Genomic DNA, 20,938 nt, shown 5'->3' on the forward strand with positions numbered 1-20,938 from the left:
CGTCACTGCTTCACCCGCTTCGGCGCACCCGGCACCGTGACGTCGGGTTCCCGCAGGTAGAGGGGGGTGTCCTGGTCGAACCCCGCGCCGGACCGCAGGCGGTCCGCGGCGAGTGATCCGAGCCTCCAGGCAGGGATGGACAGGGCCGTCACGCGGTCCCAGCCCACCGCTTCGGGCCGGGAGGCACGGATCGCCTCGTCGAGATCGGCGGGCTTGGCGAGACCCGGACCCGCAACGCGCGTGCCGGTCTGGTCGTACGCACTCCAGTAGACCTCGCGCCGGCGGGCGTCCGTCAGGACGACGAACGGTCCGTCCCGTCGGCCGTCGCGCTCGTCGGCCGCGACCGCGTCGTGGCTGACGAGCGGCAGGACGGGGACGCCGACCGCGGCGGCGAAGGTGCGTGCGGCGGCGATGCCGACGCGCAGACCGGTGAACGGGCCGGGGCCCATGCCGGCGACCACGCGGGTGACGTCCGCGCCGGTGATGCCGGCCTCGGCGAGCGCCTCGGCCAGGAACGGGCCGATCACCTCGGCGTGCCGGCGGCTGTCCTCGGTGTCGCGGGTCGCGAGGGGCGTGCCGGTGGCCGGGTCGACGACGGCCACGGAGGTTCCGGCGGAGGTGTCGATGGCGAGGAGCACCCGTCCATCGTAGGCGGGGGTCAGCGCACCGGCAGCCCGCGGGACCACGCGACCTCGTGCTCCAACTGCCCGGTCCGACGGAACAGGCGGACCTGGTGGGTGTCCGGCAGTGCGGTGGCCAGGGCCTGCCGGTCGGCGGATGTGAAGCCGAGCGACTGCCAGAACGGACCGGAGCGACGCGAGAACAGCCACGCGCGCTCCGCACCGACCTCGGTCGCCCGTTCGATCGCGAACCGCGCGAGACGGGTGCCGGCCCCGGATCCGCGGTGCTGCGGAGCGACGGCCACGCTCCGGATCAGCACGTGCACGCCGTCGGCACTCGCCTCGAAGCCGGTACTGCCGACCACCCTGCCGTCGTCGTCGCGGTCGATCCAGAGCCGCACCGTCGGCTCGTCGAGCCCGGCCAAGGTCAGGTCCGCCCCGACGAGGAACGCACGGAGCGCCTCGACGTCGTCCGCGTCGACGGGCTGGAGAGTCAGAAGGCCACGCCTTCCCAGCGCGGGCCTGTGGCGGTGACGACGACGCGACGGGGCTCGTCGGGGACGTCGTCCGGGTCCGTGTCGTCGGCGGCTGCGTCCACGGCGCCGGTGGCACGGGTGATCTCGACGTCGAGCACGCTGTCGCTGATCCCGTCGACCATGCCGCGGCCCCACTCGACCACGACGATCGACGCATCCCAGTCGAGGTCGAGGTCGTCGAGCTCGACGGGGTCGGACAGCCGGTAGGCGTCGACGTGCACCAGGTCCGGTCCGGCGGTGGTGGGGTGTGTCCGGGCGAGGACGAAGGTCGGGCTCGACACCTGACCACGCGCGCCGAGGGCGGCACCGAGGCCACGGGTCAGCGTCGTCTTGCCGGCGCCGAGCGGCCCGGTCAACACGACCAGATCGCCGGCACGCAGGACCGCGGCCAGCCGCGCGCCGAGCTCGCCCATCGCATCGGTGCCGTCGACGGCCGTGTCCAGCAGGACCCGAGCGTTGCCGGTCACGACTGGTCGCCCCGCAGGTACTCCCCGACGCGTCCCTCGATGTCGTGGCCCTCGTAGAACCGTGGCACGCGGGGCCCGATGCGGCAGACGATCTCCTCGCCGATGGTGCCGAGCGCACGGCCCCAGTCGAGGACGGTCATCTCGTCGTGCTCGCCGGTGCCGAACAGGGTCACGGTGTCGCCGGTGCGGACGTCGTCGTCGCCGACGTCGACCAGGAACTGGTCCATGGCCACACGGCCGGCGATCGGGTAGCGCTTGCCGCCGATCGCGACCTCGATGCGGCCCTGCGCCAGGCGGGGGACGCCGTCCGCGTACCCGACGGGCACGAGCGCGAGGGTGGTCTCCGAGGCGGTGCGGTACGTGTAGTCGTACGAGACGCCGGTGTCGACGGGCACCCGCTTGGTCTTCGCGACCGACGCCGTCAGGGTCATCACGGGTTCGAGCCCGAGGTCGGCCGCCGACACACCGTCCGCGCCGGGGATGCCGAACAGGTTGGCGCCCATCCGGACCATGTCCTTGCGGAACTCCTTGCGCTCCAACCCGGCGAGCGAGGCGGCGACGTGCTCCATCGGGAGGTCGAGCCCGAGGTCGTCGGCCTGCTCCACGGCGGCGTCGAAGAGCGCCACGGCGTCGGCGTCGTCCTGGTCCGAGGACTCCGCCAGGTGCGTGTACGCCGCGACGACCTCGATGCGGCCGGCGCGCTGGGCGTCCAGCGCGAGCGACGCGAGCGCTGGCCAGGCCGCCGGGGTCGCTCCGTCGCGGTGCAGCCCGGAGTCGAAGCCGAGGTGCACGCGCGCGGGTCGCTGGTCGACGGCGTCGATGACGCGCTGCAGCTCCGGCACGTTCGAGACACCGAGGTCGACGGCGGAGTCGATGGCGTCGCGGAAGTCCAGGGCGGGATCGTGCTGCCAGGTGAAGACGTGGACGTCCTCACCGACACCGATCGACCGCAGACGCAGGGCCGCGGGGACCGTGAGCACCCCGATCCAGCGGATGCCGGCGTCCACCGCGGCGAGCGCGATCGGCTCGAGGCCGTGGCCGTAGGCGTCGGCCTTCATGATCGCCATGACCGCGACGGGGTCCATCCACTCGCGGACCAGGTCGAGGTTCGCGCGGTAGGCGTCCAGGTCGATCCGTGCCTGGCGCAGGGGTGCGGAGCTCACGTCGTCCTCCGGTGCACGCTGTGGCCGACCCGGGCGACCACCTCGTAGTTGATGGTGCCGATCGCGGCGGCCCAGTCCTCGACCGCGGGGTCGCCGTTCGCCGGGTCGCCCCAGAGCACGGCTTCGTCGCCGATGCTGACGTCGGCGTCGCCGATGTCCACGTGCATGGCGTTCATCGCGACCCGGCCGACCACCGGGAACGTGCGGTCGCCGATGCGGACCGAGACCCGGTTGCCGAAGTCGCGGTCGAAGCCGTCGGCGTACCCGAGGCCGATGACAGCGAGGCGGGTGTCGGTCGACGCCCGCCAGGTGTATCCGTAGGACACACCCTCGCCGGCGCGGACGTCGACGGTGCGGAGCACGGCAGCGGTCACACGCATAGCGGGGCGGAGGCCGAGGTCGGCCGACGTGCGGTCGGTGAACGGGCTCAGGCCGTACAGGGCAAGCCCGACGCGGGACAAGTCGCGGCGCGTCTCCGGCACGGCGATGCTCGCGGCACTCGCGGCGAGGTGCACCAGGTCGGGCACGATCCCGTTGGCGGCGAGGCCGTCGAGTGCGCGCTGCAGTGCGGCGTCCTGGTCGAGGTCGTCCGTGCGCGACGCGTTCGACAGGTGCGACATCAGCCCCTCGACACGGGTGCGGTTGCCACCACGGGCGAGGGCCCCGGCGGTCGCGAAGAGTTCGGTCCACTCGGACTCGACCGCACCGTTGCGGCTCAGGCCGGTGTCGACGCAGATGTGCACGGCGCCGACCTCGGAGTCGGCAGCGGCGGACAACTGCTCGACGCTCGACACCGCCGGGGTGATGTCGTACTGCGCTGCCCGGCGGAAGTCCTCGTCGGGGGCGTGCAACCACGCGAGGATCCGGACGTCCTCGTCGATGCCGCCCTGCCGGAGCGCGACGGCTTCGTCGATGTCCGCGACGCCGAGCCACTCGGCACCGGCGTCCACGAAGGCCCGTGCGGCGTCGAGCGCGCCGTGGCCGTAGGCGTTGGCCTTGACGACCGCGATGACACCGGCCGGTGCGACCTGCTCGGCGATCGTCGCGTAGTTCTCGATCAGCGCTTCACGATCGACCGTGATGCCGGTGAACGCACTCACTTCGTTGTTCCTTCCAGGACCACGAACGCGGTCGCGATCCCTCCATCATGCGAGAGCGACAGGTGCACGCTCGTCACGCCACGCGCATCCGCCACCTGTCGCGCCTGTTGGTGCAGCGTCAGCGACGGGTTGCGTTGGTCGTCCGACACGACCTCGAGGTCCTGCCAGCTGAGCCCCGCACTGGAGCCGAACGCCTTGATCAGGGCCTCCTTGGCCGCGAACCGCGCAGCGAGCGACGCGATCGGCCGTTGTTCGCCGTCGCGGACCTGCTCGGCCGGGGTGAACAACCGCGCACGCATCGCCGGCGTGCGCGACAGCACCCGTTCGAACCGCTCCAGGTCCACCACGTCGACCCCGATGCCGATGATCATCGTGCGACTACTCGACGGTGACCGACTTCGCGAGGTTGCGCGGCTGGTCGACGTCGAGGCCCTTGGCCGCGGCGAGCTCCATACCGAACATGTGCAGCGGTGCCACGGCGAGCAGCGGCTCGAACAGCGGGGTCGCGAGCGGGATGCGCAGCACCTCGTCGGCGAAGGGCAGCACGGCGGCGTCGCCCTCTTCCGCGATGGCGATCACTCGAGCACCACGGGCGCGGATCTCCTGGATGTTCGACACGACCTTCGGGTGCAGCGACCGCGGGTCACGCGGCGACGGCACGATGACGAAGACGATCTGCCCGGGCTCGATGAGCGCGATCGGGCCGTGCTTGAGCTCACCTGCGGCGAAGCCCTCGGCGTGGATGTACGCGAGCTCCTTGAGCTTGAGCGCACCCTCGAGCGCGATCGGGTAGCCGACGTGGCGACCGAGGAACAGCACGCTGCGGGTGTCCGCCATCCAGCGCGCCAGGTCCTTGATGCCAGCGGCGTCCTCGATGGTCTGCTGCAGCTTCGGGGCCAGGCCCTCGAGCTCGGCGACCTGCTCGGCGATCTGCTCCGCCGTCATGGTGCCGCGGAGGGTGGCCAGGTGCAGCCCCAGCAGGTACAGCGCGACGCCCTGGGCGATGAAGGCCTTCGTCGACGCGACGGCGACCTCGGGACCGGCGTGCGTGTAGATCACGGCGTCGGACTCGCGCGGGATCGTCGCGCCCTGGGTGTTGCAGATCGACAGCACCTGCGCGCCCTGCTCACGGGCGTACTTGACGGCCATGAGCGTGTCCATGGTCTCGCCGGACTGGCTGATCGAGACGACGAGGGTGCGGTCGTTCAGCACCGGGTCGCGGTAGCGGAACTCGTGGGCGAGCTCGACCTCGACCGGGATGCGGGCCCACTGCTCGATGGCGTACTTGCCGAGGATGCCGGCGTACGCAGCGGTGCCGCAGGCGATCACGATGACGCGGTCGACCGTGGCCAGACGCTCGGCGATCGGGTCGAGGTCGGTCAGGGTGACGGCGCCGTCGTGCACGCGGCCGAGGATCGTCTTGGCGACGGCCTCGGGCTCCTCGCTGATCTCCTTCGCCATGAACGAGGACCAGCCGCCCTTGTCGGCTGCGGAGGCGTCCCAGTTCACCTCGAACTCGCTCGGGGTGGCCGGGGTGCCGTCGAAGTGGATGACGTCGACGCGGTCGGGGCGGATCGTGGCGATCTCGTCCTGCCCGATGGCGAGGGCACGCTGCGTGTAGGCGACGAACGCGGCGACGTCCGAGCCCATGAAGTTCTCGCCGTCGCCCAGGCCCACCACGAGCGGGGAGTTGCGACGGGCGCCGACGACGACGCCGGGCTGGTCGGCGTGCACGACGAGGAGCGTGAACGCCCCGTCCAGTCGCTGCACGGCCTGCTGCATGGCGGCGGTCAGGTCACCGGTCTCGCGGAACGCCCGACCGACCAGGTGCGCGGCGACCTCGGAGTCGGTCTCGCTGCGGAACTCGATGCCCTCGGCCTGCAGCTCGGCGCGCAGCTCGGAGAAGTTCTCGATGATGCCGTTGTGGATGAGGGCGAGCTTGTCGCCGTCGGCCAGGTGCGGGTGGGCGTTGCCGTCCGTCGGGCCGCCGTGGGTCGCCCAGCGGGTGTGCCCGATGCCCGTGGTGCCGTCCGGGATCGGCGACGACTCGAGCTCGTCGACGAGGGCCTGGAGCTTGCCCGCCTTCTTGGCGGAGACGAGGTCCCCCGCAGGATCGACCACGGCGATGCCCGCCGAGTCGTAGCCGCGGTACTCGAGGCGACGGAGGCCACCGAGGAGGACGTCCTGGCTGCTGTTGCTGCCGACGTAGCCGACGATTCCACACATGGAAGCGATCCTACGGTCTGCCTGAGCGCGGACCCTGCGAAGCGGCAGGGCTGGGGATAACGTTTCGGCCATGGGACGCTTCGACGACATCGCCATCACCACGCTGCACGGCGAGGACACCACGTTCGGCTCGTTCGCGGACAAGGCGGTGCTGGTCGTGAACGTCGCGTCGCGGTGCGGCCTCGCTCCGCAGTACGAGCAGCTCGAGGCCCTCCAGAAGCAGTACGGCCCGCGCGGCTTCACGGTCCTCGGGTTCCCGAGCAACCAGTTCCTGCAGGAGCTCGGCTCGTCCGAGGCCATCGACGAGTACTGCTCCACCACGTGGGGCGTCACCTTCCCGATGTCCGAGAAGGTCAAGGTGAACGGCAAGAGCGCGCACCCGCTCTACCAGGCGCTCAAGGAGACCCCGGACGCCGACGGCAAGGCCGGACGGGTCAGCTGGAACTTCGAGAAGTTCCTCGTCGCCCCCGACGGCACCGTCTCGCGCTTCCGTCCGACCACGAAGCCGGACGCCCCCGAGGTGATCGCGGCCATCGAGGCCGCCCTGCCCGCCTGACGGTCACCCGTCTGTACGCTCGTCCCCATGCCGATCCCGGAGACCGCCGTCGCGCACCCGACCCCGTTCGTGGAGATCCCGCGGCACGAGTGGTCGCAGCTCGCACCCAAGGAGCACCTGTCGCTCACCGAGACCGAGATCGTGCAGCTGCGCGGGCTCGGCGACCGGCTGGACATGCAGGAGGTGCAGGAGGTCTACCTCCCGCTGTCACGGCTGCTGACGCTCTACGCGGCCGGCGCCCGCAACCTGCACGCGTCGACATCGGCGTTCCTCGGTGACCGCGCCGGACGCACGCCGTTCGTCATCGGCGTCGCGGGCTCCGTCGCCGTCGGCAAGTCGACCGTCGCCCGACTGCTCCGCGAGCTGACGAAGCGCTGGCCGGACACCCCACGCGTCGAGCTGGTGACCACCGACGGCTTCCTGTACCCGAACACCGAGCTCGAGCGTCGCGGGATCATGGACCGGAAGGGCTTCCCGGAGTCCTACGACCGTCGCTCCCTGCTGCGGTTCGTCAGCCAGGTGAAGAGCGGCGCGACCGAGGTCCGGGCGCCGTACTACTCGCACCTGGTCTACGACATCGTGCCGGACGCCGAGATCGTCGTCCGCCAGCCGGACATCCTCATCGTCGAGGGCCTGAACGTGCTCGCCCCGCCGGTGCACGGGCGGCTCGCGCTGTCCGACCTGTTCGACTTCACGATCTACGTCGACGCCAAGACCAAGGACATCGAGGCCTGGTACGTCGACCGGTTCCTGGCCCTGCAGGAAGAGGCGTTCTCGAGCCCGGACTCCTTCTTCCACCGGTTCGCCTCACTGTCGCGCGACGACGCGGTCCGGACGGCGACCGAGGTCTGGCGGGCGATCAACGAGCCGAACCTGCTCGAGAACGTCCTGCCGACCCGGTCCCGCGCGACCCTGGTGCTGAAGAAGGCCGCCGACCACAAGGTGAACTCGGTCCTGCTCCGCAAGATCTAGCGCGGGCGCGCGCGGGTGCGCGGGCTTGCACCCCGGTATGGGCGTCGCGCCCCCAAGAGTCGGGGCGCAACGACCGCAGCGGGGCGCGCGACGCAAGCGGGGCGCAACGCGGTCGCGTGCTCGCCCGATTGCGCCCCGGTACGGGCATCGCGCCCCGAAGAGTCGGGGCGCAACGACCGCAGCGGGGCGCGAACGCGGCGCGCGCGCAGCGCGAAGTCGCGCCCGCCCTACGCGGCGTCGAGCGCCAGGCGCTCCTGCACGACGGCGGCGAGCTCCTCGGCGATGCGCTGGGCATCGTCCTGCGAGGCGGCCTCGACCATCACGCGCACGACCGGCTCGGTGCCCGACGGACGGAGCAGGACGCGACCGGTGTCACCGAGCGCTACTGAAGCCGCGGCGACCGCGTCCTGCACACCCTGGTCGGCGAGACCGTGCCGGTCGACCCCGCGCACGTTGAGCAGCACCTGCGGGAACACCGTCATGCACGAGGCGAGCTCCTGCAGCGACTTCCCGGTGCGCGCCATCTCGGCGACCAGGTGCAGCCCGGTCAGGATGCCGTCACCCGTGGTGGCGTACTCGTTGAAGATGATGTGGCCGGACTGCTCGCCACCGATGGAGTAGTCCCCCTCGTTCATCTTCTCGAGCACGTAGCGGTCACCGACGCCGGCCTCGATCACGGTGATGCCCGCATCCGCCATGGCACGCTTCAGCCCGAGGTTGGACATGACCGTCGCGACGAGGGTGTCGTCCTTCAGCCGGCCGCGCTCCTGCAACGACAGCGCCAGGATCGCCATGATCTGGTCACCGTCGATGGCGTTGCCCGCGGCGTCCACCGCCAGGCAGCGGTCGGCGTCGCCGTCGTGCGCGATGCCGATGTCCGCGCCGGCAGCCAGGACGGCGCGGGACAGGTTGTCGATGTGGGTCGAGCCGACGCCGTCGTTGATGTTCCAGCCGTCGGGCTCGGCGCCGATGAGCGTCACGCGGGCCCCGGCGTTCACGAACACCTCGGGCGAGATGCCGGCGGCAGCACCGTTGGCGCAGTCGAGCACGACGTGGATGCCGTCGAGCCGGTGCGGCAGCGTGCCGAGCAGGTGGACGACGTAGCGGTCCTCGGCGTCGGCGAACCGGGTGATCCGGCCGACGTCGATGCCGGTGGGGGTCGGCGCGGAGTGGTCGTGCATGGCCGCTTCGATGCGGTCCTCGACCTCGTCCGGCAGCTTGCGACCACCCGTGGCGAAGAACTTGATCCCGTTGTCCGGGGCGGGGTTGTGCGACGCGGAGATCATCACGCCGAAGTCGGCGTCGATGTCCGCGACGAGGAACGCCGCAGCGGGGGTGGGGATGACCCCGGCGTCGAGCACGTCGACGCCGGCGGAAGCGAGCCCGGCCGCGACGGCGGCACCGAGGAACTCGCCGGAGACGCGCGGGTCACGCGCGAGGACCGCGCGCGGGCGCGGTCGACCGGACGCCCGGCGGGCGTCGGCATGGTGTCCGTGTGTGAGAACGGCCGCGCTCGCCTGGGCAAGACCCAGTGCGAGCGCGGCCGTCAGCTCGCCGTTGGCGAGACCACGAACCCCGTCGGTACCGAACAGACGCGGCATTGCGATCTTCAGCCGGTGACGACTAGCGCTTCGAGAACTGCGAAGCCTTGCGGGCCTTCTTGAGACCGGCCTTCTTGCGCTCGATGACGCGGGCGTCACGGGTGAGGAAGCCGGCCTTCTTGAGGGTCGCGCGGTTGTTCTCGCGGTCGATCTCGTTCAGCGTGCGGGCGATGGCGAGGCGGAGTGCGCCGGCCTGACCCGAGGGGCCGCCACCGGTGATGCGGGCGACGACGTCGTACGAGCCGAGGAGCTCGAGGACCTTGAACGGGTCGTTGATGAGCTGCTGGTGCAGCTTGTTCGGGAAGTAGTCCTCGAGCGAGCGACCGTTCACGACGAACGTGCCGGAGCCCGGAACGAGGCGAACGCGCGCGATGGCCTCCTTGCGGCGCCCGACGGCACCGCCGGAGACGTTGAGGATCTGACGGGGAGCAGCCTCGGCAGCGGCGGGTGCGCTCTCCGTGGTGAAGCTCTCCGGGGTCTGGTCGAGGGAATCAGCGATCTGAGCCATGAGTTTTCTGTGTCCTTGAAGTCGTCGTGGCCGGAACTACTGTGCGACCTGGTCGAAGATGTACGCCTTGGGCTGCTGCGCGGAGTGCGGGTGCTCCGCGCCGGCGTAGACCTTCAGCTTCTTGAGCTGCTCGCGACCGAGGGTGTTCTTCGGCAGCATGCCGCGGATCGCCTTCTCGACGGCGCGGGTGGGGTGCTTCTCGAGCATCTCCGGGTAGGAGGTCGCCGTCAGGCCGCCCGGGTACCCGGAGTGGCGGTAGTAGACCTTCTTCGCGAGCTTCGAACCGGTCAGGGCGACCTTGTCGGCGTTCACGATGATGACGTAGTCACCCATGTCCATGTGCTGGGCGAAGGTGGCCTTGTGCTTGCCGCGCAGGAGCGCCGCGGCGTGGGTGGCGAGACGGCCGAGGACGACGTCGGTCGCGTCGATGACGATCCAGTCGTGCTGGACGTCTGCCGGCTTCGGTGAGAACGTGCGAGTCACAGGAGTGCTGCTTTCGTGTCGAGGTGAGGAGTCCGTGAATCCCACTCCGGTCGGGGTTCCCCGCGGCAGAAGCCGGCGGAACGCCCGGATGGAGGGCTCATCTGACTGTCCGGCGCGCGTGGCGCACAGACCAAGGTGAGAGCCTAGCCGACGTGGGTCGCGTCGGTCAAACGCAGCCACTGTCGGACGGGAGGCCCGTGGCGGCCTGGCCACGGGCCTCCCGTCCGTCCGTGGGTCGCGCCCACCCCCGCATGGTGAGCAGCAATGGTCGGGTCGCGCACGGCGAACCCGACCATTCCTGCTCACGAAGTACCCCAGTGGGGCGTGGGGACTACTCCGCAGCCGCCGCCTTGCGACGGCGGACGATCAGCACACCCGCACCCGCGGCGAGCAGCAGGAACGCGATGAGCGCACCGGCACCGAGGCCCTCGGCACCCGTGAACGCGAGCTGCCCGTCAGCGGTGATCGTGATCGGGGTCCAGCCGATCAGGCTCCCGTCCGCGGCCGTCACCGCGAGGCGGTGTGCACCAGCGGGGGTGTCCGACGGGATCGTGACGCGCACCGTGCCGTCCTCAGCGACCGTCACGGTGCCGAGCAGCGTCGGCGTCGAGTACAACCACACGTTCACGACGTCACCCGCGTACTGCGTGCCGACGGTCACGGTGATGGTCTCCCCCGCACGAGCCGACGACGGCGCCGAGACGCTCCCGCGGTTCGCGTCGGTCAGACCGGTCTCCGACGGGGCCACCGGCGGCACCGCTCCCGGAGCCGACGGGGTCGGAGCGGGAGTCGGCTTCGACGTGGGCGTCGGGGTCGGGGTCGTGCCGCCGTCACCCGGCGTCGGGGTCGGGGTCGGCACCGGGGTCGGGTCGGTCCCGGGGTCCGTGCCCGGGTCGGTGCCCGCAGCATCGAGGTCGAAGCCCACCAGGATCGGGTCGTGGTCGCTCGCGCGGAACACGTCGTCGGTGTACAGGTCCGACGCGTTGTAGTTGTAGCGGCTGTACTCCAGACCCACCGACTCGACCGAGTTGATGTTCCAGATGTCCACGCCCGTGACCGTCTCGGTGGCGGCCGGGGACGCGAACACGTGGTCGAGCGACCCGCTCAGGCCGGAGAACACGTACGAGTACTCGGTGGCGTCGAGCGCCGGGCCGAGGTCGGTGTAACCGGCGTCGTCGAGGACGACCACCGGGTCCTCCTTGCTGTAGGCGTTGAAGTCGCCGAGCATGAACACCTTGTCGGTGCCGTACTGCGCCTGCATGTCGGTGGAGAAGGTCACGAGGGCCTTCGCCTGGCGCACCCGGTCGGCGTTCGAGGCGCCCTGGCCGTCACCCTGGTCGGCGTTCTCGCCGGTGCCGGAGCCCTTCGACTTGAAGTGGTTCGCGATCACCAGGAAGTCGTCGTCCGCGGTGCCGCCGACGGGGCGGAACGCGTCCGCGACGGGCTGCCGGGCGTTCGTGAAGGCGTCGTCGAGCAGGATCGTCGACTCGCCGACGGGTTCGACGCGGTCCTGCTTGTAGATGAGCGCGAGGCGGATGACGTCCTCGCTCGCCGGGACGGTCGCGGGCGACTTCGCGTAGGCCCAGGTGTCCTCGCCGGTGGCGGCGTTCAGGGCGTCGACGAGCGTGGCGACCGCGGCGTCCCGGTCCTGGCCGAAGCGCGCCGAGTTCTCGATCTCCTCGAGCGAGACGACGTCGGCACCGAGGCCGTTGATCGCCTTGACGATCTTGACCTGCTGGCGCAGGAAGTCCTCTTCCTCGGCAGCACCGCGGGCGTCGCAGCCGGAGTTCACCGTGACGGGGTCGCCCGCACGGTCGGTGTAGTACGAGCAGCCGGTGAGCTGGTCACCCGTGGTCGGGAAGTAGTTCAGCACGTTGAACCCGGCGAGCTTGAGGTCGCCGCCGACGTCCTGCGGCTTCGCCTGGCGCACGTTCGAGAACGACGCGGGCAGGTCCGCCGCCGGGGTCGCACCGGTGATCGGCGCGGTCGGCTGGAACTTCCACCCGCTGTTGCGGTAGTCGAGGACGACCGGACCCTCGAACGTGGCGGTCGCACCGACGGTGACCGGGCCCTGGGTGAGCCAGGACACCGGGATGCCCTGGTTGGCCTTCGTCAGGAAGTTGGTGCTGGCACCGTCGTCGAGCGTGACCTTGCGCGCGGCGTTGGACGCCGCGGCGGCGGTCGCCTCGGCGCTGCCCGGACGACCGACCTCGGTCGGCTGGACGAGGCGGCCGGCACCGCTGGCGAGCACGACCTCGCCGTACTGGTTCGTCGTGTAGTTGTCGGCGACCGTGAAGGAGCCCTGCGGGGCGATGAGCATGCTCTCGAGCGACTCGCGCTGCGCGTCCGACGACGGGAACGCGACCGCGGCGGGCTGCGGAGCGACGACGGCGTCGCTGAGCTTTTCGAGCGAGGATGCCCCCGACACCGTCAGCTCGGTCAGGCCGAAGTACTCGGAGACCGCACCGGTGACCCGCACGTGGTCGCCCTCGGCCACCAGCCCGGCGGTCGCGGACGAGAAGACGAAGACGGCGTCGGACGCGGTGTGGGTGCCGAAGTCGATCGCGCCGCCGGTCCCCGGGGTCTGGATCGTGTAGCCGTTGAAGCCGCCGGACGCGTAGACCGCGGTCACGACGCCGTCGGTGGTGACGGTCTTGCCGGCGTAGGGCGAGGTGTCCGTGGTGCCCTGCAGCTGCGCGATGGTCACGGCCTCGGCAGGGGCGCCGGGGTCCGTCGGCTCCGTCGGGTCCGTCGGGTCGGTGGGCTCCGTCGGGTCGGTCGGCGCAGCCGTCTCACCCGCGGCGTTCCGCGGGGTCAGGGTCGTCGTCACCGAGAAGTCCGCGCCGTTGTCGTCGGTGTCCGCCGTGCCCTGGCGGACCAGGCCGTTCGGCACGGCGTTCGCACCCTCGACGGTACGCACGGTGCCCTCGAAGGTGTTCGAGGCGCCGTAGCCGAGCAGGTCGACGACGCCCGCGGTGCCGGTCGCCACGGGACCCGCGGCGAGGGCCACCGGTGTGGCGGCGTTCGACAGCACGATCGTGCCCGTGGTGCCGGAGGGGTTCAGCGACGCGGTGTCGTCCGCCGTCGGCAGGTCCGCACCGACCGCGGTGGCCCCACCGTTGCCGGCCATCGACACCAGGAACGTGCCCTCGGCCGGCACCGTCCCCTCGAGCGCGCTCGTCGAGAAGGCGCCGGTGCTCGTCGCCGAGCGGTACTGCAGCGACCAACCGTCGAGCGACACCGGGGCGTCGGTCGGGTTGCCGATCTCGATGAACTTCTGGTTGTAGAAGGCGCCGTTGCTGCCCGCCTTCAGGTAGGCCTCCTCGATGACGAGGCCACTCCCCTCGGGGTTCGCGGTCGCTGCGGTGACGGTGACGAGCGGGGCCGCGAGGAGTGTCGCGGCAGCCGTGGCGCACAGCAGAGTGCGCCCGAGGGAGTTGGGCATGCCCGCACGCTACCGACCTGCGGAGTCCCTCAGGTTGCGTCGAGGTAAATGATTGCGTTCGGCAACATCAGGGCCGGGCGTTCACTCCCGTCGCGCCCGCGTCTGCTCCGCCCGCCCCGCGAGCTCCGCGTCGGCCGGGTACCCCACCTCGGTCAGCGTCAGCCCCTTCGCCGGAGCGGTCTTGAACGCGCTCGTCCGCGTCTCGGCGACGCGGAGCTCCTCGAGTCGTTCCGGCCCGAACCGTCCCTCGCCGACGGCGATGGTCGCCCCCACCATCGCGCGCACCATGGAGTGGCAGAACGCATCGGCCTGGAGGCGCGCCACCAGCACGCCGTCCGGCTCGCGGTCCCAGCGGAACTCCTGCAACGTCCGGATGGTCGTCGCGCCCTCGCGCGGCTTGCAGAACGTCGCGAAGTCGTGCAGCCCCAACAGCGTCAGCGCACCGCGCTCCATCGCTGCCGGGTCGAGGCTCGCCCCGTGCCAGACCGTGTGCCCGCGCCGACGTGGATCGCGCGGGGCGTCGGCGTCCGCGATCCGGTACTCGTACCGTCGCCAGAGCGGCGAGAACCGTGCGTCGAACCCGTCGGGTGCGACCGACGCCCGGGTGACGACGACGTCGCCCTCTGGTGCCGCGATGCCGTTCACGCGTTTGACGAGCCCGTCCAGCGGCGAGCGCCCCGTGCCGCGCTTGGCGCTGAGCGCGTCCCACTGCTCGGCGGACAGGTCGAGGTGGGCGACCTGGCCGGTGGCGTGCACGCCGGCGTCGGTGCGTCCGGCGACGGTGAGCAGTGGCGGCTCGCCCCACCGGGTGAAGACGGTGGCGAGGGCGGCCTCGAGCGCGCCCTGCACGGTCCGCAGCCCGGGCTGCCGGGCCCACCCGGAGAACGCGGCCCCGTCGTACGCGATGTCCAGCCGCAGTCGCACCGTTTCGCTCACGTCCCCACGGTAGCCATGTCAGCGTCGCGTCAGTGCCGCGTGAGCGCCCCGCGGCACCATCGTCCTCGACATCGACGAAAGGACATTTCAATGACCACGATACCGCTCGCGGTGGAGGCCTCCGGCCTCGTGAAGACCTTCGGGACGAACCGCGCAGTGGACGGTGTCGACCTCCGTGTGGAGGCCGGCACGGTCTACGGCGTGCTCGGTCCCAACGGCGCCGGCAAGACCACCACCATCTCCATGCTCGCGACCCTGCTCAAGGCGGACGGCGGCGAGGCCCGGATCTTCGGGCACGACGTCCGGCGCGAGGCGCAGACGGTCCGCACCCTGATCGGGGTGACCGGTCAGTACGCCAGCGTCGACGAGACGCTCAGCGCGACCGAGAACCTGGTGATCTTCGCGCGCCTGCTCGGGCTGTCCCGCGCGGACGCGAAGCGGAAGGCCGTGGAGCTGCTCGAACGCTTCGGGCTGACCGAGGCCGCGTCACGCCCGCTCAAGGGCTTCTCCGGTGGCATGCGTCGCCGGCTCGACCTGGCTGCGAGCCTCATCGCGCAGCCGCCGCTGATCTTCCTCGACGAGCCGACGACGGGGCTCGACCCCCGCACCCGTGCGCAGATGTGGGACACCATCCGCGAGCTCGTGGCGACGGGTTCGACGGTGCTGCTGACGACGCAATACCTGGACGAGGCGGACCAGCTCGCCGACCGCATCGCGGTCATCGACCACGGCAAGGTCGTCGCCGAGGGCACGAGCGACGAGCTGAAGGCCTCGATCGGCAGTTCGTCGCTGCAGCTCCGCCTGACCGATGCGCTCCGGCTCGACGCCGCGCGCACGATCGTCCGGAACACCCTCGGTGTCGACGCGGTGGCCAGCCCCGAGGGCTCGCGTCTCACCGCACCGATGTCGGACCCCGACCGCGTGACGGACCTGCTGGTGTCGTTCCGCGAGGCCGGCATCACCCTCGCCGAGATGAGCGTGCAGAAGCCCACCCTCGACGAGGTCTTCCTGACGATCACCGGCGCACCGGCGACCACCGACGACGACGGCACCGACGACGACAACGACAGCACCGACCGCGAACTCGCAGGGAGCATCGCATGACCACCATCACCACCACCACGGGCACCGCTGCGCCCCGGATCACCCCGCGCCCCGGCGTCGGTGCGACCGGCCTCGGCGCCACCGTCCGGCAGTCGCTCACGATGGCGTACCGCGGGCTGATCAAGGTCCGGCGCACCCCGGAGCAGCTGTTCGACGTCACCCTGATGCCGATCATCTTCACCGTGATGTTCACGTACATCTTCGGTGGTGCGATCGCGGGTGACGTCGCGAGCTACCTGCCGATCATCATCCCCGGCATCCTGGTCCAGACGAACATCACGTCGTCGATCGTCACGGGCGTGCAGCTGCGCGAGGACATGGACAAGGGCGTCTTCGACCGCTTCAAGTCCCTGCCCATCGCCCGGATCGCCCCGCTCGCGGGTGCGCTGCTCGCCGACACCGTCCGGTACGCGATCGCCACGACGATCACCTTCACGGTCGGCATCATCATGGGTCTGCGTCCGGCCGGCGGCTTCGGTGCGGTCGTCCTGGCCGGGTTGCTGGTCATCGTCGTCGCGTGGGCGATCAGCTGGATCTTCGCCTACTTCGGCGTCGTCGCGCGGACGGCGTCGAGCGTCTCCGGCATCTCCAACATGGTGCTGTTCCCGCTGACGTTCCTGTCGAACGCGTTCGTGCCGGCGGACACCCTGCCGGACTGGCTGCGCTGGTTCTCCGAGGTGAACCCGATCTCGCACCTCATCACGGCGGTCCGCGAGCTCGTGAACCACGGCACGGTGGGCGTCGACCTCTGGATCAGCCTGCTCGGCGCAGCGGTCGTGGTCGCGGTGTTCGCGCCACTGACGGTCCGCGCGTACATGCGGAAGGCCTGACGGGCGCGGATCAGCGCGCGCGGAACCGCAGCTCCTCGAGCAGGAGCCGCGCCTCCGAGACGGCCTCGGTCCGGTTCGATCCGGCCGAGGCCGTCTCGGCGTCCGCCAGCACCGCGTCGCCGAGGGCGTCGGCCAGCACCGACCGCATCCGTGGGTGCGCGAGCACGCCGAAGTCCTGCCGCGAACCGAGTCGGGTCGCCAGCCCCCAGCAGCGAGCGGCGTGCTCCGGCTGTCCGTCACGGGCGGCGGCGAGCGCCAGGCCGAGCAGGGCGGTCCCGATCACGGGCAGGTCCAGCCACCACGGGTGGACGCGCAGCATCACGAGCGCACCGACGCGCAGGCGTCTCGCGACCGCCACGTCGTCGACCGGGAGGCCCGGCGCGGCTCCGTCGGACCGGTGCACCGCCGCCTCGTCCCGCGCCGCGATCCGCGCCGAGCCCGCCATGAGCGTCCAGTGCGGCGTCTGCTTCCGCAGGGGCAGCACGGAGTCCCAGGCGCGGGTGTACTCCGCCGCGGCGTCGTCGAGGGCTCCTTCCCAGCGCGAGCACTCCGCACCGATGGCCATCGCGAGCACGCCGATCTGCACCCGGTCCTCGTCGAACCCGCCGCGGGCCTCGACCGGCCGGTGCTGCAGGTCGTCGGCGACCTGCCGGGCACGCACGACGTCGCCGGTGCTCGCAGCGCAGAGCCCGACGGTCCAGCCGATCTCGTACAGGTCGTCGTCGGCCCCGAACCGTTCGAGTTGCTCGCGGGCGACCTCGGCGGACCGCAGGGCGTCGGCGTGCCGGCCGGTCTGCGCCAGGAGCTGGGTCATGGTGACGGCGATCGACCCGGTGGTCCAGGCGTCGTCGCTCGACCGCGAGAGCGTCTCGGCGCGGGTCGCGTACCGCAGGGCGACGGCGGACTCCCCGTCGTTCTCGGCGAGCGGCGCGCTGAGCATGTTCGCCAGGCAGGCGACCCCGGGCTCCGGGTCGTCGCGGTAGCGGGCGAGCAGGGCGTACCCGTCGGCCGGTCGCCCCAGGGTGAGGAGCAGCGCTGCCTGGGCGTCGAGCACCGCGAACCCGGTGGTGCCGTCGCGCATCACGCGGCGCAGGGTCGACACGGCCAGGGCTGCGGTGCGCTTGTCGCTGAACGCGGACGACCCGCCGGTGACGACGAGTCCGAGCACGGTCGCGGCACGGTCCGCGGTCGCCGGTCCGGTACGGCGCAGGACCGGGACGACCTCGGGGCCGAGTGCGACGACCTCGCCGTGGGCCCCGCGCAGCGACCAGTAGCCGCCGAGGGCCGCGAACAGGTGCGCGACCGCCGCGGTGTCGTCGGCTGCCAGGCTCCAGCGGAGCAGCGTGACGAGGTTGTCGGATTCGCGGGCGACCTCGCGGAACCGCTCGAGCTGGGCGGAACCCGTGATGGTGAGGAGGTTGCGCTCGGCCGCGAACCCACGGCCCCAGCCGATCATGGCCGCTCGGACGGCCTCGGTGGCGCCGCGGTCCCCCAGCCGGGCGGCACCGAACTCCCGCACGGTCTCGAGCAGCCGGTACCGCACGGGCTCGCCCTCGTGCTCGACGAGCTGCACGAGCGACTGCTCCACGAGCTCGGCGAGGTCGTCGAGCGCGTCGGCCCGGCGGTCCGGGGCGGCGACGGCCTCGACGGCGTCGACCGCGAGTCCGTCCGGGAAGAGCGCCAGCCGGGTCAACAGGTCCTGGGCCCCGTCGTCGAGCAGGCGCCAGCTCCACTCGATCACGGCGAGCAGGGTGCGGTGCCGCTCCGGAGCGCTCCGGTCGCCGCCGAGCAGCAGCGCGAACCGGTCGTCCAGCCGGCGCTCGATCTCGTCGGCGCTCATCCCCCGGATGCGTGCGGCCGCGAGCTCGATGGCCAGCGGTGACCCGTCGAGCCGCGTGCAGATCCGGCGCACCGCGTCCACCGGCAGCACGGCTCCGGGTCGTGCGGCCCGCGCCCGCTCGGTGAACAGCCGGACGGCTGCCCCGTCGGCCTCGACGGGCAGGGGCGCGAGGGGAGCCACGACCTCGCCGGCGATAGCGAGCGGCGCGCGTGACGTCGTCAGGATCCGCAGCTCGGGCACGGTCGCGAGCAGGTCCGCGGCGAAGGCGGCGACCTCGGCCACCAGGTGTTCGCAGTTGTCGAGGACGAGCACGGTCGGCCCGTCGGCGAGCGCCCGCACGACCCGGGTGCGCAGGTCGGCCGCGACGGCGTCCCGGAGCGACCTGGTGGAACGGAACTCGGCGATCCCGAGCAGCGCGCCGAGGGCCGGCACGATGTCGTCAGCCGTGGCGAGCGGCGCGAGCTCGAACACGACGACGCCCTGTGTCGGCGGCAGGCCGGCCGCGACCGCCTGCGCGAGGCGGGTCTTCCCCAGCCCACCCGCACCGAGGATCGTGACCAGCCGTCCGGCGGACAGCAGGTCCGAGACGGCGGCGAGGTCGGCCTCCCTCCCGACCAAGGTGTTCGGCGCAGCACGCAGGCCGACGCGGCGGACGCTGCCCGTGGCGGGGCCGGACCGACGCAGCAACTCGGCGTTGAGGCGGACCAGGTCGGCCGAGGGGTCGGCGCCGAGTTCGTCGGCGAGCCGGTCACGGTGCGCTGCGAAGGCGGCGATGGCCTCGCTCGTGCGGCCGGCCGCGGCGAGGGCACGCATCGAACCGGCGACCGCGACCTCGTCGTAGGGGTTGGCGACGGCCTCAGCTGCCCAGAGTGCGGCGGCCTCGTCGGCGTCGCCCTCGTCGAGCAGTGCACCGCCGAGCGCGCGTCGGAGTGTCCGCCGGAGCGCTGCCGCACGGTCCGCGAGTGCTGCGCCCAGGTCGCCGTCGACGTCGGCGCCCGGTTCACCACGCCAGAGGTCGAGGGCGGCACGGACCGCTGCCGGCTCTGCCTCGCCCACCGCACGCTCGGCGCGGGCGAGGTCGACGTCCTCGGGGTCGCCGCCTAACGCGTACCCGGTGCTCGTCGACACCACGAGGCCGTCCGCCACGCTCCGGCGCAGTCGGGACACGAGCGTCTGCAGCGCCGCACGGGCACCCCGCGGCTGCACGTCCGGCCAGAGGTCGTCGATCAGGGACTCGGTGGTCAGGGCGTGGCCGCGCGCGAGCACCAGCGCCGTCACGAACGACCGAGCGAGCGCACCGGGCACCGGCGACTGCCGGCCGTCCGCACCCGTCACCGTGACCGGTCCGAGGACGTTGATTCGGGGCGGGACGGTCACGGTGCGAGTCTACGGAGCGCCGGTGTCACGGGGTCCTCGCGTCAGCCGCGCGGACGGTGGAACGCCGACGGCCCCGTGCGGGTGTCGAGGTTGTCCGTCGCACGGCGCTCGGACTCCACGATGCCGCGGAGCGCCACGAGCGCGGACGCCGTCACCGCGACGTGCGAGGGGTTCTCGCGCGAAGCGTCGAGCGCCTGCTCGAGTCGCTCGATCGCCTTGTCGCCTTCGTCCTCGGGGCACTCCCCGCGGATCATGCACGCGAGCTGACGGAGCGCCTCCGTGAGGGGCTCGGTGAACGCCGGATCCGGACGCCCGATGTTCGCCGACACCGGACCCGACCGGGCGACGAGCTCGGTGAGGTCCGTCGTGTACCAGGCGACCCGTTCGAGCGCCCGGAAGCGTGCCCCGTCCTGCTGGAGCCGAGCCCGTGACCCGCGGAGCGCCCCGCGGGGGTTGATCTTCCGGCTCTCGTGCGCGACGGACACCCGCGCGCGCACGTCGGCGATCGCACGGTCGAGCTTGTCCTGCTGCCGGTTCCAGGCGTCCTCGTCGCGTTTGCCGGTCTCCAGCACGCGCGCGAGCCCCTCGAGGTGCTCGGCCAACACGGCGTTCACCTCGTCGATCCGACGTTCGGCGTCCCAGAAGTGCAGCGGTGGGAACACCAGGAAGTTCACGAGCAGGCCGACGACGACGCCGACGCCCATCTGCACCAGGTACCCGAACGAGTAGCCTTCGGCGTTCGCCCCGCCGACGAGCAGCACGAACAACGCCGCCGTCGAGACCCAGGTGCTGCCCTCGCCGAGCACCCGGAACCCGCCGACGAGCACGCCGATGCCGACCGCCAGGGCCACGGCGAGGATCCCCGGGTCGCCCACGATCATCGTGAAGCCCGCGACGGCGATGCCGAGCAGGATGCCGACGAGCGTCTGGATGCCGTTGCGCAGCCCCGCGTAGACCGTCGTCTGCATCGCGACGATCGCCCCGAGCGGTGCGTAGTACGGGTAGTCGGACGCGACCCCGGGCACGTGCCTGGCGATGAACCAGGCCAGTGCCGCGGCGCCGGCGGCCTTGGCTGCGTGCAGCAGTCGCGGCTGTGTGCCGGACGTGCGGCTCCACCGCCACGCGCGGCGACCGACGCCCGCGATGTGTTGGAACTCCATGTGGTGACTCTCCC

General features: G+C 71.8%; 18 protein-coding genes. 4 read left to right on the plus strand and 14 right to left on the minus strand.

The genetic code is table 11. From position 1 onward, the window contains the following. Nucleotides 1-2 precede the first annotated feature (2 nt). The 7 genes from tsaB to glmS all read right to left on the minus strand — a co-directional run bounded on the left by tsaB (nt 3) and on the right by glmS (nt 6,112). Nucleotides 3-638, minus strand: a complete 636-nt coding sequence (gene tsaB / locus ACIPV1_RS14945) for a tRNA (adenosine(37)-N6)-threonylcarbamoyltransferase complex dimerization subunit type 1 TsaB (protein ID WP_402726727.1) — start codon at nt 636-638, stop codon at nt 3-5. 20 nt (nt 639-658) lie between these two features. After that, nucleotides 659-1,045: a GNAT family N-acetyltransferase gene (locus ACIPV1_RS14950; RefSeq protein WP_260215247.1), complete on the minus strand. Its 387-nt coding sequence runs from the start codon at nt 1,043-1,045 to the stop codon at nt 659-661. A gap of 68 nt (nt 1,046-1,113) precedes the next feature. After that, entirely contained in the window at nt 1,114-1,623 is a 510-nt protein-coding gene (gene tsaE, locus ACIPV1_RS14955; RefSeq protein WP_402726728.1) for a tRNA (adenosine(37)-N6)-threonylcarbamoyltransferase complex ATPase subunit type 1 TsaE, read from the minus strand. After that, complete coding sequence (gene alr, locus ACIPV1_RS14960; RefSeq protein ID WP_402726729.1) at nt 1,620-2,786, minus strand: alanine racemase; 1,167 nt, start codon at nt 2,784-2,786, stop codon at nt 1,620-1,622. The genes tsaE and alr (ACIPV1_RS14960) overlap by 4 nt, the downstream gene beginning before the upstream one ends. After that, nucleotides 2,783-3,886, minus strand: coding sequence for an alanine racemase (alr, locus tag ACIPV1_RS14965; RefSeq protein ID WP_402726730.1), 1,104 nt, complete (start codon nt 3,884-3,886; stop codon nt 2,783-2,785). Before alr (ACIPV1_RS14965) ends, alr (ACIPV1_RS14960) begins: the two co-directional genes overlap by 4 nt. Beyond that, nucleotides 3,883-4,257, minus strand: coding sequence for a holo-ACP synthase (locus ACIPV1_RS14970; RefSeq protein ID WP_123293157.1), 375 nt, complete (start codon nt 4,255-4,257; stop codon nt 3,883-3,885). Before ACIPV1_RS14970 ends, alr (ACIPV1_RS14965) begins: the two co-directional genes overlap by 4 nt. 7 nt (nt 4,258-4,264) lie before the next feature. Further along, nucleotides 4,265-6,112 (minus strand): glutamine--fructose-6-phosphate transaminase (isomerizing), encoded by a 1,848-nt coding sequence (gene glmS, locus ACIPV1_RS14975; protein ID WP_123936953.1) that lies wholly within the window; start codon nt 6,110-6,112, stop codon nt 4,265-4,267. A 70-nt stretch (nt 6,113-6,182) separates the two neighbouring features. Here glmS and ACIPV1_RS14980 point away from each other — a divergent pair, with 70 nt between their 5' ends. Continuing rightward, complete coding sequence (locus tag ACIPV1_RS14980) at nt 6,183-6,668, plus strand: glutathione peroxidase (protein WP_111083439.1); 486 nt, start codon at nt 6,183-6,185, stop codon at nt 6,666-6,668. A gap of 27 nt (nt 6,669-6,695) precedes the next feature. Further along, complete coding sequence (gene coaA, locus ACIPV1_RS14985) at nt 6,696-7,640, plus strand: type I pantothenate kinase (RefSeq protein WP_131921069.1); 945 nt, start codon at nt 6,696-6,698, stop codon at nt 7,638-7,640. Between the two features lie 227 nt (nt 7,641-7,867). On the opposite strand, the gene glmM is transcribed toward coaA, so the two are convergent. The 5 genes from glmM to truA all read right to left on the minus strand — a co-directional run bounded on the left by glmM (nt 7,868) and on the right by truA (nt 14,613). Beyond that, nucleotides 7,868-9,241: a phosphoglucosamine mutase gene (glmM, locus tag ACIPV1_RS14990; protein WP_402726731.1), complete on the minus strand. Its 1,374-nt coding sequence runs from the start codon at nt 9,239-9,241 to the stop codon at nt 7,868-7,870. 22 nt (nt 9,242-9,263) lie between these two features. Continuing rightward, complete coding sequence (gene rpsI, locus ACIPV1_RS14995; RefSeq protein WP_111083442.1) at nt 9,264-9,749, minus strand: 30S ribosomal protein S9; 486 nt, start codon at nt 9,747-9,749, stop codon at nt 9,264-9,266. A gap of 36 nt (nt 9,750-9,785) precedes the next feature. Then, the gene (gene rplM, locus ACIPV1_RS15000) at nt 9,786-10,232 is read right to left on the minus strand and encodes a 50S ribosomal protein L13 (protein ID WP_071259898.1); all 447 of its coding nucleotides are present in this window, start codon (nt 10,230-10,232) and stop codon (nt 9,786-9,788) included. Nucleotides 10,233-10,563: 331 nt separating this feature from the next. Continuing rightward, the gene (locus tag ACIPV1_RS15005; RefSeq protein ID WP_402726732.1) at nt 10,564-13,677 is read right to left on the minus strand and encodes an ExeM/NucH family extracellular endonuclease; all 3,114 of its coding nucleotides are present in this window, start codon (nt 13,675-13,677) and stop codon (nt 10,564-10,566) included. An 81-nt stretch (nt 13,678-13,758) separates the two neighbouring features. Beyond that, nucleotides 13,759-14,613 carry a tRNA pseudouridine(38-40) synthase TruA gene (truA, locus tag ACIPV1_RS15010; protein ID WP_402726733.1) on the minus strand — a complete coding sequence of 285 codons (855 nt, stop codon included), beginning with the start codon at nt 14,611-14,613 and terminating at the stop codon, nt 13,759-13,761. Nucleotides 14,614-14,703: 90 nt separating this feature from the next. On the opposite strand from truA, the gene ACIPV1_RS15015 reads away from it, so the two are divergent. Continuing rightward, complete coding sequence (locus ACIPV1_RS15015) at nt 14,704-15,717, plus strand: ATP-binding cassette domain-containing protein (RefSeq protein WP_402726734.1); 1,014 nt, start codon at nt 14,704-14,706, stop codon at nt 15,715-15,717. Then, complete coding sequence (locus ACIPV1_RS15020) at nt 15,714-16,547, plus strand: ABC transporter permease (RefSeq protein ID WP_123339476.1); 834 nt, start codon at nt 15,714-15,716, stop codon at nt 16,545-16,547. The genes ACIPV1_RS15015 and ACIPV1_RS15020 overlap by 4 nt, the downstream gene beginning before the upstream one ends. A gap of 10 nt (nt 16,548-16,557) precedes the next feature. Here ACIPV1_RS15020 and ACIPV1_RS15025 read toward each other — a convergent pair whose 3' ends face one another. After that, the gene (locus ACIPV1_RS15025; RefSeq protein WP_402726735.1) at nt 16,558-19,764 is read right to left on the minus strand and encodes a BTAD domain-containing putative transcriptional regulator; all 3,207 of its coding nucleotides are present in this window, start codon (nt 19,762-19,764) and stop codon (nt 16,558-16,560) included. 41 nt (nt 19,765-19,805) lie between these two features. Beyond that, a complete protein-coding gene (locus ACIPV1_RS15030) occupies nt 19,806-20,924 on the minus strand; it encodes an aromatic acid exporter family protein (protein ID WP_123293150.1) in 1,119 nt (372 codons plus the stop codon). Nucleotides 20,925-20,938 lie beyond the last annotated feature (14 nt).

This window comes from Curtobacterium sp. NPDC089991 (assembly GCF_044748425.1).
Classification (GTDB): domain Bacteria; phylum Actinomycetota; class Actinomycetes; order Actinomycetales; family Microbacteriaceae; genus Curtobacterium.